This is a genomic window from Saccharibacillus brassicae (assembly GCF_006542275.1).
GTDB lineage: Bacteria > Bacillota > Bacilli > Paenibacillales > Paenibacillaceae > Saccharibacillus > Saccharibacillus brassicae.
The window spans coordinates 4816595-4831114 of sequence record NZ_CP041217.1; the positions used below are offsets into that span (position 1 = coordinate 4816595).

The 14520-nt window shown below is 60.1% G+C and carries 15 protein-coding genes; 12 read left to right on the forward strand and 3 right to left on the reverse strand.

What is annotated here, in order from left to right; translation table 11 throughout:
- The first annotated feature begins 42 nt into the window (after positions 1-42).
- The 3 genes from FFV09_RS20160 (at position 43) to FFV09_RS23890 (ending at position 2156) form a co-directional block, all read left to right on the forward strand.
- Entirely contained in the window at positions 43-1296 is a 1254-nt protein-coding gene (locus FFV09_RS20160; RefSeq protein ID WP_141449501.1) for a polysaccharide pyruvyl transferase family protein, read from the forward strand.
- 170 nt (positions 1297-1466) lie between these two features.
- Positions 1467-1838, forward strand: coding sequence for a hypothetical protein (locus FFV09_RS20165; protein WP_141449502.1), 372 nt, complete (start codon positions 1467-1469; stop codon positions 1836-1838).
- A 177-nt stretch (positions 1839-2015) separates the two neighbouring features.
- On the forward strand, positions 2016-2156 hold the full coding sequence (locus FFV09_RS23890) for a hypothetical protein (protein ID WP_170315091.1): 141 nt from the start codon (positions 2016-2018) through the stop codon (positions 2154-2156).
- 51 nt (positions 2157-2207) lie between these two features.
- Here FFV09_RS23890 and FFV09_RS20170 read toward each other — a convergent pair whose 3' ends face one another.
- The gene (locus FFV09_RS20170) at positions 2208-2600 is read right to left on the reverse strand and encodes a winged helix-turn-helix transcriptional regulator (RefSeq protein ID WP_141449503.1); all 393 of its coding nucleotides are present in this window, start codon (positions 2598-2600) and stop codon (positions 2208-2210) included.
- 243 nt (positions 2601-2843) lie between these two features.
- On the opposite strand from FFV09_RS20170, the gene FFV09_RS24420 reads away from it, so the two are divergent.
- On the forward strand, positions 2844-3683 hold the full coding sequence (locus FFV09_RS24420; protein WP_141449504.1) for a methyl-accepting chemotaxis protein: 840 nt from the start codon (positions 2844-2846) through the stop codon (positions 3681-3683).
- A 68-nt stretch (positions 3684-3751) separates the two neighbouring features.
- On the opposite strand, the gene FFV09_RS20180 is transcribed toward FFV09_RS24420, so the two are convergent.
- Positions 3752-3991, reverse strand: a complete 240-nt coding sequence (locus FFV09_RS20180) for a hypothetical protein (RefSeq protein WP_018977456.1) — start codon at positions 3989-3991, stop codon at positions 3752-3754.
- Positions 3992-4396: 405 nt separating this feature from the next.
- On the opposite strand from FFV09_RS20180, the gene FFV09_RS20185 reads away from it, so the two are divergent.
- Both FFV09_RS20185 and FFV09_RS20190 read left to right on the forward strand, forming a co-directional pair.
- On the forward strand, positions 4397-5194 hold the full coding sequence (locus FFV09_RS20185; protein ID WP_141449505.1) for an SDR family oxidoreductase: 798 nt from the start codon (positions 4397-4399) through the stop codon (positions 5192-5194).
- A 203-nt stretch (positions 5195-5397) separates the two neighbouring features.
- On the forward strand, positions 5398-5772 hold the full coding sequence (locus FFV09_RS20190) for a DnaJ family domain-containing protein (RefSeq protein ID WP_141449506.1): 375 nt from the start codon (positions 5398-5400) through the stop codon (positions 5770-5772).
- 158 nt (positions 5773-5930) lie between these two features.
- Here the strand turns inward: FFV09_RS20190 and gluQRS are convergent, their stop codons facing one another.
- Positions 5931-6878 (reverse strand): tRNA glutamyl-Q(34) synthetase GluQRS, encoded by a 948-nt coding sequence (gene gluQRS / locus FFV09_RS20195; protein ID WP_141449507.1) that lies wholly within the window; start codon positions 6876-6878, stop codon positions 5931-5933.
- 273 nt (positions 6879-7151) lie between these two features.
- Between gluQRS and hrpB the strand changes: the two genes are divergently transcribed.
- From hrpB to FFV09_RS20225, 6 genes are all read left to right on the forward strand, one after another.
- Positions 7152-9740 (forward strand): ATP-dependent helicase HrpB, encoded by a 2589-nt coding sequence (gene hrpB / locus FFV09_RS20200; RefSeq protein ID WP_141449508.1) that lies wholly within the window; start codon positions 7152-7154, stop codon positions 9738-9740.
- Between the two features lie 198 nt (positions 9741-9938).
- Positions 9939-10649 (forward strand): general stress protein, encoded by a 711-nt coding sequence (locus FFV09_RS20205; RefSeq protein ID WP_141449509.1) that lies wholly within the window; start codon positions 9939-9941, stop codon positions 10647-10649.
- 408 nt (positions 10650-11057) lie between these two features.
- Positions 11058-11423, forward strand: coding sequence for a replication termination protein (locus tag FFV09_RS20210; RefSeq protein WP_141449510.1), 366 nt, complete (start codon positions 11058-11060; stop codon positions 11421-11423).
- Positions 11424-11633: 210 nt separating this feature from the next.
- A complete protein-coding gene (locus FFV09_RS20215; protein WP_141449511.1) occupies positions 11634-12635 on the forward strand; it encodes a Gfo/Idh/MocA family protein in 1002 nt (333 codons plus the stop codon).
- Positions 12636-12748: 113 nt separating this feature from the next.
- Complete coding sequence (locus FFV09_RS20220) at positions 12749-13780, forward strand: aldose 1-epimerase (RefSeq protein WP_141449512.1); 1032 nt, start codon at positions 12749-12751, stop codon at positions 13778-13780.
- 149 nt (positions 13781-13929) lie between these two features.
- The gene (locus FFV09_RS20225; protein WP_141449513.1) at positions 13930-14514 is read left to right on the forward strand and encodes a nitroreductase family protein; all 585 of its coding nucleotides are present in this window, start codon (positions 13930-13932) and stop codon (positions 14512-14514) included.
- Positions 14515-14520 lie beyond the last annotated feature (6 nt).

A 14520-nucleotide genomic window follows, 5' to 3' on the forward strand; every position in this document is an offset into this window, starting at 1 on the left:
AAGCGCTCGGACCCCAACCAACGACAAAGGAGCTGCAAACGGATGAGCAAAATATTGATCGTAGGCGGACAAATGGAGAACAAAGGCGCACAGGCGATGACTTTTACAGTGATCAACGAGATCAAAAAGCGTCACCCCGAAAAAGAAATACTCGTCAACTGTATCGATCCGGATCGCGGTTACGCGTTCGACATTATCAAAATCGGCAAAAAGCTGAAAATCGAAATGTTGGGCGGCGTATTCGGCACGGTAGGCAAGCTGATTCCGAACGCCGAGCATGTCAATGTGACCCGCGGCGAAATGGAACGCATCATGAAAGAAACCGATATGATCGTCGATATCAGCGGTTTTGCCTTGTCTTCGCAGTTCACCATCCGTCACTCGGTCAACTATCTCGTCAATATCATGCTCGCCAAGCGGTACAAAGTGCCGATGGTGCTGATGCCGCAGTCTTTCGGGCCGTTCGATTATGAAAGCAAATACAAATCGTTTATTATGGCGCTGATCAAAAAATATATCACGTATCCGACCTACATCTATGCGCGCGAAGACGAAGGCATGCAGTTTTTGAGCCGCTTCACGACGCGCAATCTGAAGCGGTCCATGGATTTGGTGCTTCAGGGCAGCAGCGATTATAACCTGGACGTGCTGTTCAAGTCGGGCGCGTACAAGCCGAACGAACGTGTCGCCGTCAAAGAAAATTCCGTCGGTATCGTGCCGAACGTGAAAACGATGAAATACGGCTCGCGCGAAGACCTGCTGCAAGCTTATCGCAAAATGACCGACCATCTGCTCAAACGCGGCCTGAACGTGTATCTGCTGCGCCATTCGACGGAAGATCTGGAAATTTGCAAAGGCATCAAAGAACATTATCCGGCCGACGACCGCGTCGTGCTGTTGGAGAACGAATACGACTGTATCGAAATCCATCATATTCTGGAACAGTTCACGTTCATTATCGCTTCGCGCTACCATTCGATCATTCACGCGTACAAAGACGGTATTCCCGTGCTGGCGCTGGGCTGGGCAACGAAGTATCAGGAACTGCTCGGACGGTTCGGGCAAAAAGAATACATGTTCGACGTTCGCGATCTTGCGCATGTGGAGCGGGATATCGAAAGCAAGCTGGATCGCATGATCGAGCGCCGGGACGAAGAGTCCAGACATATCAGCGCCGTGACGGCCGAAATCCAGAGCCACACGATCTTCAGCGAAGTGTTCGGGGAACTGCCGGCGGTAAAGATGACGGACGAACTGGCCGAAGAACTTGAAGACGCCACGCTTCAGATCGGCTGATCGAGCGCCGGTTCGTACGCGCAGGGGGCTGCGTAGAAAAACCTTTACCTTGACTGCCAAGAGGTAAAGGTTTTTTTGCGCCCGCGAGGGATGGGCAGGTCCGGCGATTTGTGCTACCCTTACCGGGAAGCGCGCCGCGCGGATCAGAGAGAAAAAGGAGTAGGGGAAACATGCAGCAGCTATTTATCGGAGATATTTCGCTTAGCGACGGGACGATCGAATCGGTCGTCCTGGTCGAAGGAGAAGTCAGGGTCGAGTTTCGGATCTGGGACGGAGGCAAAGCGTGGTTTCGGTTTGCGGGGGTGATCGGCAGCCGCGACCGCAACGCGGCCGGGCAGGACGTGGAATCGATCGAGATGCAGCCCATTCCGGCGATTCGGGCAGCCGGTTCCGATCCGTTCGTGACGGAGCTGCTGGAAGAACGCCGGGCCGACCGGACGGCTCCGATCGTGCGCTACGCGTTTATCGGCTCGTGGACGATGCGTCCGATTCTCGAAATCTACGCCGAGGAAGTGGATGCGCAGCGCATGTCCTTCCTGTAGGGACAAGGTGGGCAGCCGCGTTTTGACGGAAAAGTTCGGATCCGGCCGCTTCGCCTGCTGTATCTGTTTGGAAAAGAGGAATTACGGTTATTTACGCTTACTTGCATCGCGTCGGAGCTTAAGCCGAACGTCCGCGCAACGTATTGTCCATTTTCCCTTTCGAAGGAGATGAAGCGCATGTCGATCGACCGTTTCATTTGGATCAAGCTCAGCCGCGTCACGAACGAACGGACGAAGAAAAATTTGGCCAAACTGCTGGCTATCCGGATACGCAACGCCGAAAGCGCGGAGCGGACCGTTCGGTCTCACACTTCTTGAAGGCGCTGCCTGACGTGCAGACCACGCAAAAGAGGTTCCTCTCGGAACCTCTTATTCGGCATTGACGCCGGCTTTTTCACATTCTTCCTGCGCATGCAGGGCCGTCTCTTCGTTCGCTTCTTCGATGACCTGCGGTTCGTTGATCCATTCGTCCGACCAACCTTGAATGCATTGAATGGTCGACTGCAGGGCCCGCCCTTTGTCCGTCAATTCGTATTCGATCCGAACCGGCGTCTCCGGGTACACATGCCGCAAAACGATGCCTTCTTTTTCCAGGTCTTTCAGTCTTTCCGAAAGTAAACGTCCGCTGACCGGAAAAGCCGACTGAATATTGCAGAATCGCTGCGGTCCGGACAGCAGCCGATAAATAATCAGGCCGTTCCAGCGCTGCGACAAAATCTGCATACCGCGTTCGAAGCGGGGACAAAGCGTTGAATTTTTCATCTGTTCACCTCCACACTTTCCGTAGGAAAGTTGACCTTGCAAATTCCTTTATCTTCTTGATTATACCACGAATTACGCCAGGAATGCGGATTTCGCCGATTATTTTACGTCGGATCATGAATTTTAGGAAGAACCTTTCTTTTTTGTCGCCGGCTCTTTAGAATCGGAAGAAATTTGACGAAATATAAGAGGAATCTGCTTTAGGCGGACATCGATCTCACTCACAAGAAAGAAGGGGCCCCAATGAACATACTCGACGCGCTCGTACTCAGCATCCCTTATTTGAAAAAGATCACCAAAGAAGATTTCATGATCGGCATTACCGACAGGGAGAAATTTCTGTACTATGCCCCTTCGACCGATCTGGACTTCGGCTTATCCGCGGGCTCCCCGATTCCGCCGGACGACGTCAATCTCCGCAAAGCGCTGGGCGGCCAGGTGTCCAGCACCCGCATTCCGGCTTCGGCTTACGGGGTAGAGCTGGAAGCCAAAGGCATTCCGGTGTTCGACGAGACCGGGAAGGTCGTCGGGGCGCTTGCCGTCGCGTATACGATGAGCACGGAAGAATTCATGCACGGGTTCGGCGACCGGATGGAATCCGTCAGCCGCTCGTTGACCGATTTTGTCGCCTCGATCGCCGCGCAGTCGCAGCAGCTCGCGGCCGCCACGGCGGAAATTCGAGAAAATTCGGGCCGGGCCGTCACGGACGCGCGCCAGGTCAACAAAGTCACTTCGTTTATCCGCGAAATTTCGGAACAGACCAATATGCTCGGCCTGAACGCCGCGATCGAAGCGGCGCGGGTCGGCGAGCTGGGCGCCGGATTCCAGGTCGTCGCCAGCGAAGTGCGCAAACTGTCGGTCGATACGAAGCAGGCGACGCAGAGCATCGAGCAGGCGCTGAACAACGTGCAGAGCAGCATCATGCGCATGGAGCAGGAAATCACGTCGATCTCCGACGCTTCGAACGAACAGGCGCATCTGCTCGGCGAGTTCGGCAGCCTGACGGATCGGTTGAACGAACTGAACGCCGAATTTTCCGAGTTCACCCGCCGGATGCTGGAAGACCGCAGCCGGATGAAATAAGAAGCACATACAAAAAAGACATTCCGCATCTTCGGAATGTCTTTTTTATGTACGAGGGGGACGGCGGCTTAATACAGGGACAGAGCGAGCGTGTCGCTTTCGCGGTACGAGTGCAAAATGGCTTCCGAACCGACAATTTCGATACTGATCAGGGAACCGATACATTTTTTCAAGGCTCTTTTACCGTTACTTAACTTATTATCCAAGGCGCTCGACAGCAGTCTAAGCATTTTTTGAGCGGGCTGTGTGTTCTCGGCGTCAATGTAAACGGGAACCAGTTTTTCTTGAACTGTAATCGTCGTTTTCACTACATTCACCTCATTTATACTTTATCCTGATTTTATTATAAACTTGCTTCCTTAAAAACAAATTAAAAAACCATTAATTTTCTTCGTAAACGTTACTATTTTTTGAATTTTTTTTGAAAAAACCGATTTCCCTCCTTATACGGCGCCGATCGCGTGCATTCGCGGGTTAAATTTAATAATTGTTTACCCTGTGAAGGCTATTCATGAAAACCTTTTTACGTAAATATTTAAGTCATTTTCAAAAAAATGCTGAAAGTATGGAAAATGATTAAACGGCCGGCGCTTTGGGGTAATGTATAACCGGATTGAAACCGCCTTCTGGCTGTCTTGCAAAAAGGGTCTGCTGCGCGTCATTCGACAGGCTTACTGCTTGTTCATCAATCAAAAATAAGGGAGTGTATCCATATGTCGACGCCACGGTTTGAAAACAAAACAGTGATCGTTACGGGTGCGGGTTCGGGTATCGGCCGGGCCGCCGCTTTGAAATTTGCGCAGGAAGGCGCGAATGTGGGATTGTTCGAACTGGACCCCGAACGGGCCGAATCCGTCTGGGGAGAATTGGAAGCGATCCGCCCCGGCAGCGGGTTGATCTGCGTCGTCGACGTGTCCGATCCGGAAGCGATGGAAGAAGCTTACCGCCAGGTGAACGAACAATTCGGCGGATTGGACGCGGTGTTCGCCAATGCGGGCATTAACGGAGCCAAAGGCCCGATCGAGCATATGGGACTGGCCGAATTCCAGAAGACGATCGACGTCAATCTGGGCGGCATGTTCCTGTCGGTCAAGCTGGCGATTCCTTATATGAAACAAAATGGCGGAGGCAGCATCGTGATCACAAGCTCCGTGAACGGCAATACCCGCTTCTCCAGCATCGGCATGTCGCCGTACAGCACGTCCAAAGCGGGGCAGGTCGCTTTTGCCAAAATGGCCGCGCTGGAGCTGGCCCGCTACGGGATTCGGGTCAACACGATCTGCCCGGGCGCGATCACGACCAATATCGACGAGACGACCGAAGAAAACGAATTGATGCACGAGATCGCGATTCCGCTCGCTTTCCCGCGCGGCGGCGATCATCCGCTCGCCGGTCGGCACGGGCTGCCGGACGAAGTGGCGGATCTGGCCGTCTTCCTGTCTTCGGCGGAATCGCGCCATATTACCGGAACTTCGATTACGGTGGACGGCGGGGAATCGCTGCTGTTCTAGGCAGCGGCGCTGTACACGTCATCATCGTACGCCCAAGCGGCAAGCCCGCCGACATGCAGAAGTGCTGTCGGCGGGCTTTTTGGCGCGCGATCTTCTTGATCGGGTATAATCGGGTATAATGGAAACGAAAGATCGAAAACGTGCCGAAGCGTGCTTCGAACACGGCGCGTAACCTCAAATCGCGAATCCGGGAGGGCATCTCTATGGGCTGGTTGTCATGGTTGGCGGAACAAAAAATCGAAGAAGCGGTTCGCCGCGGCGAATTCGACGATTTGCCGGGCAGCGGCAAACCGATTGTGCCGGACGATCTGCCCGGTGTGCCGGAAGAACTGCGGGTCCCGTACCGGATTCTCAAAAATGCGGGTATGCTGCCGGAAGAAATGCAGCTGCGCAAAGAATGTCTGGAGCTGGAAGACCTGTTGGCCGCGTGCGAATCGGACGGCGAAAAGCAGGCGCTGCAAAACCGCCTGACCTCCAAAAAGCTGAAGCTGCGCACGGTGGAAGAGCAGCGGGGCTGGAGCGGCGGCGCATACGCCGAATATGCCGACAAGATCCGCGAGCGGCTCGAAGGGGAGTAGACGGGCGGCGAAGGAAGCGGGGAATAATCGGAAAAGCGGGGAATAACGGAAAAGCGGGGAATCGGGAAAGTGAGAAATCGGAAAAGCGAAAGCGACGGGAGCCGGAGCCGCAAAGCAAAAAGCGCCTCCGCGGGTGGCGGAGACGCTTGGAGGGGCGCTCAGATGTCCGGCACGTCGACCACGACCGCTTCGCGCGGAATGCGCGACAGGTCGAAATGACCGATCAGTTCGGCGGCGGAGATCGCTTCCGGGCGGTCGATCAGCCCGCTGACGTGGGCAAGCCAGCCGACGAGCCGCTCGGGGGGCGTGCCGCGTTCGCGGAACGAAGAGATGGCGATGCCGCCGTGCCGCTTGGCCAGGCGCTTGCCGTCGGAACCGTTCAGCAGCGGGACGTGCAGAAATTCGGGCACGGGCAGTCCCAAAGCTTCGTCGAGCCAAATCTGGCGCGGCGTGGAGTCCAGCAGGTCGTACCCGCGCAGCACGTCCGTGATGCGCATGTCGGCGTCGTCGACGACGACCGACAGCTGGTACGAATGCAGGCCGTCCGCGCGCCGCACGACGAAGTCGCCGCCGCTGCCGGCAGGGAAAACCTGCGGCCCGGCAATACCGTCGACGAACGTCACGTCGCGGCCTTCCGGGAGAGCGAAGCGCAGCGAAGGGTCTTTGGACCGGGCTTTGTCCGCGCGCTCGGCCGGACTGAGATGCCGGCATGTGCCGGCGTAGGCCGGGCCTTCCGAGCCGAGGCCGTGCGGCGCGCTGGCCGCGCCCAGAATGTCGGCGCGGCTGCAGTAGCACGGATACAGGGCGCCGGCAGCTTCGAGCTTGTGCAGCGCGTCTTCGTAGCGCTCCAGACGTTCGCTCTGCGTGTAAGGCGCGTAAGGGCCGCCGACATCGGGGCCTTCGTCCCAGTCCAGGCCGAGCCAGCGCAGGTCGAGCAGCGCGAGTTCGGCCCATTTGGCGCGGGCGCGCTCGGTGTCGATGTCTTCCATGCGGAGCACAAATTCGCCGCCGGCGGCGCGCATATGCAGCCAGGCGATCAGCGCGGTGCGCGCGTTGCCCAGGTGCATTTTGCCGGAAGGGGTCGGTGCAAAACGTCCGCGTCTCATAAGTGTTCACTCCTTGGTGTCCGAATAGGGATTTTACAGGTTCCATATAGAGGTTTTGCAGGTTCAACCGAACCCTTTTAGCATAACGTTCGCGCGGAGCGGCTGACAAGTAGGCTTCGCAGGCTCAACCCGCGGACCTGGATCAAAACGCGCAGATCGAACAGCGAAGAGCCGAATCAAAGAAGCAAAATCGGACAAGAAAATCGAACAGGCAAACCGAACAGGGAAATGGAATAGGGAATAGGGCAAATCGAAGAAACGGAGTGGGGCAGTATGCAAAGCAAGCAGGGAAAGGGCCGCGAAGATTCGGGGCGGTCCGAGATCGCCGATCACGGACATAGCGGCGGTGGGCAGCAAAGAGAGGTGGGCCGGCAGGAGCTGCCGGTCGACCGGGCGCTGCCCGAATTGAAGCGGAGCCTGGCGGCCAATCGCCCGGCGATTCTGATCGCCCAGCCGGGCGCCGGCAAGACGACGCGGGTGCCGCCGGCGCTGCTGAACGAGCCGTGGCTGGACGGGCGCAAGATCCTCATGCTGGAGCCGCGGCGGCTGGCGGCCGTGTCGGCGGCCGATTATATCGCCGAGTCGTTCGGCGAGACGAGCGGCGGAACGGTCGGCTACCGGATCGCGCTGGACAGCAAGACGGGCCGCAATACCCGGATCGAAGTCGTCACCGAAGGCATCCTGACCCGGATGCTGCAATCCGATCCGTCGCTCGAAGACGTGGGGCTGGTCATCTTCGACGAGTTCCACGAACGGAACTTGCAGGGCGATCTGGGGCTTGCGCTGGCGCTGCAAAGCCGCATGGTGCTGCGCGAAGATCTGCGCCTTCTCGTCATGTCGGCCACGATCGACCCGGAGCCGGTCTCCCGGGTGCTCGGCGGAGCGGACGTGATCCGCAGCGAAGGGCGCGTCTATCCGGTCGAGACGATCCACGTGCCGGCTTCGCGCGAACTGCCGCTTGAGCGCCGGACGGCGCAGGCGGTGCGGCGGGCCTGGGACGAGACGGACGGAGACGTGCTCGTCTTCCTGCCCGGCGTGCGCGAGATCGCGCGCGCACGGGAAGAGCTGCTGCGCGGCGGCGGACTGCCCGGCGCGGAGATTCTGCCGCTGCACGGCGGTCTGGGACGCGAAGAACAGCGGCGCGCCGTGCGCCCTTCCGCCGGCGGGCGGCGGAAGATCGTGCTCTCGACCACGCTGGCCGAGTCCAGCATTACGGTCGAGGGAGTGACGGCCGTCGTGGACAGCGGCCTGATTCGGACGCAGGCGTTCTCGCCGCGCACCGGCATGTCGCGGCTCGTGACGCTGACCGAATCGCTGGAGTCGGCCGACCAGCGCCGGGGCCGGGCGGGGCGGACGGCGCCCGGCCGCTGCTACCGGCTGTGGAGCCGGGAAGAAGAAAGCGGCATGCCGGCCGCCCGGGTGCCGGAGATGCTGCAAAGCGACCTCGCGCCGCTTGCGCTGGAACTTGCCGCCTGGGGCGTGCGAGATCCCCGCGAGCTGGACTGGATCGACGCGCCGCCGGAAGCCGGCTACGCCGAAGCGCTGGCGCTGCTGCGCCGCCTGCATGCGCTGGGCGACGACGGCGTTATCACCGCCGAAGGCCGCGCGATGAGCGCGCTCGGCGTGCATCCGCGCCTTGCGCGCATGATCCGCCGCGCCGTCGGCCGCGGGCTCGGCGCACTGGCCTGCGACTTGGCGGCTCTGCTGCAGGAGCAGGCCAACTCGCCCGCGCCTTCGGGCGGCGCGGTGACGGACGCCGCGTCGCTGCTGCCGCGGCTCGAAGCGCTGCAGGCGTCGCCGCGCTTCTTCGGCGGCGCGCGCACGCCGGAAGACCGCGCCGCCGAGCGCGCGGCGCGGCTGCGCGCCATCGCCGGGCTGCCGGCGGGACCGTCCGGCGATCCCGCGGCGGCGGGCCTGCTGCTCGCCTATGCTTTCCCGGACCGGGTCGGCCGGCGGCGGGGAGGAGGCCGCTTCCTGCTCAGCGGCGGGCGCGGCGCGTTCGTGCCGGAGCGCGAGCTGCTCTCGCGCGAGGAGTACCTCGTCGCCGCGGATATCGACGACCGCGGGGCGGAAGGGCGCATCTGGCTCGCCGCTCCGCTGGAAGCGCACGACGTGGAGCGCTTTGCCGCCGAAGAAGGCACGGAAGAAATTCGCGTCGAATGGGACGCGGAGCGCGAAGCGGTGTCGGCGCTGCGCATTCGGCGGATCGGGGCCGTCGTGCTCCGGTCCGTGCAGGTCTCTTCGCCCGACGCGGACGACGTGGCCGCCGCGCTGCTTGCGGGCATCCGCGCCAGCGAAGGCCGGCTGCTGCCGTGGAGCAAGGAAGCGCGGGAGCTTCAGCACCGTATGCGGTTCATGCACGCGGCCGACGACGCGTTCCCGGCGTCGGACGACGCGGCGCTGCTGGCAGATCTGGAAGACTGGCTGCTTCCTTATGCAGCCGGCGTGCGGAGCGCGGCGCAGCTGCGCAAGCTGAATCTGGCGCAGCTGCTGGAACAGCGGCTCACGTGGGAGCAGCGCCGCACGCTCGACGCCGAAGCGCCGACCCGCCTGACGGTGCCGAGCGGTTCGCGGATCACGGTCGATTACAGCGATCCGGAGCGGCCGTCCGTGGCGGTGAAGCTGCAGGAGATGTTCGGCCAGACGCAGACGCCGCGTATCGGGCGCGGGCGCGTCCCGGTCACGGTGCAGCTGCTGTCGCCGGCGCGCCGGCCCGTGCAGATCACGTCGGATCTGGCGAACTTCTGGAAAGAGACGTATTTCGAAGTCAAAAAAGACTTGAAAGGCCGGTATCCGAAGCATTACTGGCCGGACGATCCGAACGGCGCCGAAGCGACGCGGCATGTGCGGCCGAGACGTTGAAGCGGGTGTGAAGAGGCGGAGAGGCGAGGCAAAGGGCGGGCAGGAGCGGGCAGGAGCGGGCAGGAGCGGGCAGACGGAATATCCGTTTTCCCGCTTTTTCGCGCGCTCAGGGCTTTTTCGACCGTTTCGGGCCGCCGTTGAAGGGTAAATAAGGAGCGAGCACAAATCCCAATTCAAAGTTGAAGGAGGATTTTTACGATGTCGAAAAAAATTGTAGGCGTATTCGAAAACGAGCGGGAAGCTTCGCGGGCGATCCAGAATTTGCAGGCGCAGGGGTTCACGTCGGAAGAAATCTCGGTCGTGGCCAAAGACCGCAACGATCTCAGAGCGATCGACGAGGAGACCGGAACGAAGGCGCCGGAAGGCTTGGCGGCAGGAGCGGCGACAGGCGGCGTCATCGGCGGTGTCACGGGACTGCTGGCCGGCGTCGGCGCGTTGGCGATTCCGGGCATCGGGCCGATTCTGGCCGCCGGACCTTTGGCCGCTGCGCTGACGGGCCTTGCGGTAGGCGCCGGAGCGGGCGGCCTCGTGGGCGGCCTGGTCGGCCTCGGCATTCCGGAGAATGAAGCGGAGGAATACGAAGAGCATCTCAACCGCGGCAATATCCTTGTGCTCGTCGACGAAGACAACCGGAGCGGAACGGTCTACGATTCCTTCAAGGAGAACCAGTCGCTCAATGCCAACCGGTATCATCTGACCGAAGAAGGATACGGCAACGAGATGCACACGGGCGGTTCGGTGAATCCGGAGATGAACACGACCGTACCCCGCGCGGGCATGACTAATCCTTCGGGCATGGTCGGACCGGACGCGGGTCTGGCCCCGGACACGATCAGCGAAGCCGACCGGCGCCGCGCGGTCGACGATCCGGCCGATACGCTGCCTCCGCGCGGCGACCGTAGGCTCTAAGACGCGCTTTGCCGGGCGAAGCCCGATCAAGCGCCGGAGCCGCGGCAGCCGTCCGACACCGATCCATAATCGGTCGAACGTATAACCACGTATAACGCACAGGGAAGGCGCCGCGGCGCCTTCTCTTTTTTTGCGTGAAAGGTGAAAACGCTCGTCTCTTGTGGCTCTCTTTTAACAAAATAAATAAATCAATACATGAAAAATTCATAATAGAAAACCCGACGCGGATTGCTCCCTTTTACCGTCATCCGTATCTGCGAACACCGAACCCTGAAAAAAGGGAAAAAAGCGCCGCAGCTTGTTTTATCGCAAAAAAGCCTCGGGAAAAAGACGGAAAAGATGTGAAACGGCGCAAAGTCGATTATAATGAAAGGGAACAAGCGTTCACCCGAAAAGGAGGAAGAAAACATGGCCTTCATGATCGCCCAACGGGCATTCATCAAACTGTACCTTATCACCATGGTCGAACAGCAGCGCGGATACGGCTACCAGATGCTCGAAGAGATGAAGGAGAGCTTCAAGCCCTTCGGGTACGTCCCTCCCCAGAGCGAAATTTACCGCGCGCTGCACGAACTTGTGCACGAAGGCGTTTTTTACCGGACGAAGCAGCTCAAAGGGAACGATCCGCGCGTCGATTTTCAGGAAATCGTGCTGTATCATTTTACCGACGACGGTCCCGAAAAAGCGAAGCTGTACAAAAAACAGGTCAAAACCGATCTGGATCGCTGCCTCGGCATGCTGAACAAGGCGTCCGAAGACAATTACGGAACGTGAAATACGGCGCAGCCGGCAGAGAAGCTCTCAGGAGCTGCGGACGCGGCGGCCAACAGCAGGAAGGGGATGCAGGCATCCCCTTCTTTTTAGCGCCGAAAATACGTTGGCACGCTGTATAGAAAACGTTATCATAAGAAGGCAACGAGAAGGGAAACCGAAGACTGAGGGCTACGCCCGAACTTTTCTACCCGAAAACAAGGAGGAACATCTATGGTTCGAAAGCTGCGATGGGGCATTTTGGGTACGGCGGGGATTGCGGAAGGCGCCTTTATTCCGGCGGTGCAAAGTTCCGAACGCGGAATCGTGGCGGCGATCGCCAGCCGCAGCGAGGGCAAAGCGGGCGAGATGGCGGCGCGCACCGGCGTCGGGCGGCATTACGGAAGTTACGAACGACTGCTGGACGACCCGGACATCGACGCCGTGTACATTCCGCTGCCGAATCATTTACATAGGGAATGGACGATCAATGCCGCCAAAGCGGGCAAGCATGTGCTGTGCGAAAAGCCGGCGGCGCTGAACGCGGAAGAGACGGCGGACATGCTGGCGGCGTGCGAAGCGGCGGGCGTGCTGTTCGCGGAAGCTTTCATGTACCGGTACGGGGCCAAGCACGCCCGCGTGCGCGAGATTCTCGCTGCCGGCGAAATCGGCGAACTGCGGTCGATGCACGGCGTGTTCAACTACTGTACGCCGGACGATACCGGCAACGTGCGGTTCGACCGGGCGATGGGCGGCGGATCGATCTACGATATCGGCGTGTATCCGATCTCGGCCGCGCGCATGATCGCCGGAAGCGAGCCGCTGTGGGCGTCGGCGCACGCGTTCTTTTCCCCGCAGCACGATCACGTCGATATGGCCGCGTCCGGCATTCTGGCATTCGACGGCGGCGTGTCGCTCACGTTCGAATGCGGGATGTGGTCGTACAACCGCTCCTACTTCGAGATTACCGGCACGAAAGGGCGGATCGAGCTGCCGCATATGTTCGGTTGGCGGGAGAACCCGCAAATCGTCGTCCTGACCGACCGGGAACGGCGCGAAGAAAGCCTGCCGGAACTCAACCATTATTCGCTGCAGGCGGACGCTTTCGCGCGAGCGGCGTTCGGCGAAGCCGATCCGGTCTTCGCGCCGGGCGATGCGCTGCGCAACATGCGGGCGATCGACGCCTGCCTCAAATCGGCCCGTCAAGGCTGCCGCGTCGAGATTATCGGAGAATAAAGCGGCTGGACCGGTCTTTTTTGCCCAAAGGTCGCCGTTCAAATTGAAAGCGCCTCCGGCAACGGGGTATAATAACGGTGAGCGATTCCAACTTGACTTAAAGGAGACTGTATATGTCGATGAATCCAAATGCCGGAACCCCTCCGGTGTACGAAGCAAACCGCGGCGACTACAACGGGGAAGAGGCCGTTTGGCTAAAATACGGAGAGTATGAAGCGGCCGTGCTGCCGAGAATCGGCGGCAATCTGATCGCTTTCCGGGATGCGAAGCGCGGCTTCCGGTTCCTGCGCGAGCCGGAAGACATGCAGGCGTTCGTATCCGACCCGGGCACGCACGGCATTCCGCCGCTGTTTCCGCCGAACCGTTACGACGGCGGGCAGCTCAAGTGGAACGGCGAGACGTATTCGTTCCCGGTCAACGAAGCGGAGACCGGCAATTTCCTGCACGGCTATCTGCACACGCTGCCGTGGGAAGTCGAAGCGTTCGGCGCTTCCGAAGCGGAAAGCTTCGTCTCGGTCGCGCATCGCGTCGCCGAAGGACATCCGATGTACGCCTATTTCCCGTACGCGTTCACGCTGCGCATCCGTTATTCGATCAGCTCGCTCGGCCTGGAGCAGGACGTCACGCTGTTTAACGAATCCGGCCGCAAGCTGCCGGCGCTGCTCGCGTTCCATACGGCGCTGAATGCGCCGTTCGCGCAAGGCAGCACGTCGGAAGACTGCCGTATCAAAGTGACGATCGGCCAGCGCCGCGAACTCGACGGCCGCATGCTGCCGACCGGAGGCTTCCAGCCGTTGGCGGAGTGGGAAGAAGAGATGCGCGAAAGCGGCGTGAACCCTTACGTCGATTCGATGGACAACCATTATACGGCGGTGCCGCAGGGCGGCCGCAACCGGGCCGAGATTACCGATACGCGCCTCGGCGTCAAAGTGGTCTACGACGTCGGTACGTCGTACCGCCACTGGATGATCTGGAACAGCGGCGCGGGCGGTTCGTTCATCTGCCCGGAACCGCAGGTGAACCTGGTCAACGCGCCGAACCTGTCGCTGCCGGCCGAAGACATGGGACTGTTCGCGATCGAGCCGGGCGAAGTCTGGCAGGCGACCAGCCGGATCTACGCGGTCGATCTGGCAAGCGGAGTCTGATTCCGGCGCGGCCCTGTACGAAGCGAAAGATCGTAAACGTGAAAATTCCCGGCTGCTATTCGCGCCGGGAATTTTCGCGTCTTGCCCGGCCCCGAACGCAAATGGTACGCTTAACAAGTACGAGCACGGAAATCGAAGGAGGAATTGCAATGAACGTATCAGAAGCGATCCGCACCCGGCGCAGCGTCGGAGCGGTCAAGAACGACGAAGTACCGCGTCAGCAGATTGAACAAATCTTGGAAGCGGGCACGTGGGCACCTACGCACCGCAGAACGGAACCGTGGCGTTTCTTCGTCATGCAGGGCGAAGGCCGCTCCAAGCTGGCTGCCGCTCTGGCCGATACCGAAGCCGCCGAGAAAGGCATAGATCCGTCGCCGGAGCAGCGCGAAGAACTGCTGGCTTCCGCGCTGAAGAAAGTGTCGCGCTCGCCGGTCGTGATCGCGGTCGGCTGCGAGCCGGTCGATTCGCCGAAGGTCATTCCGCTGGAAGAGACGCTGTCGGTCGCTTCGGCGATTCAGAATATGCTGCTCGAAGCGCACGCGCTCGGCCTGGGCGCGGTCTGGAGAAGCGGAAGCTCCTGTTACCATCCGCTGATGGCGGAACGGTTCGGGCTCGGCCCGAACGGCCAAATGCTCGGCTTCCTGTACGTCGGCTATCCCGACCGCGAACCGGGCGAAGGCAAACGCGAACCGTTCGAGTCGAAAACGGTCTGGATCGACGCCGCGGAAAGCTGATCGGGC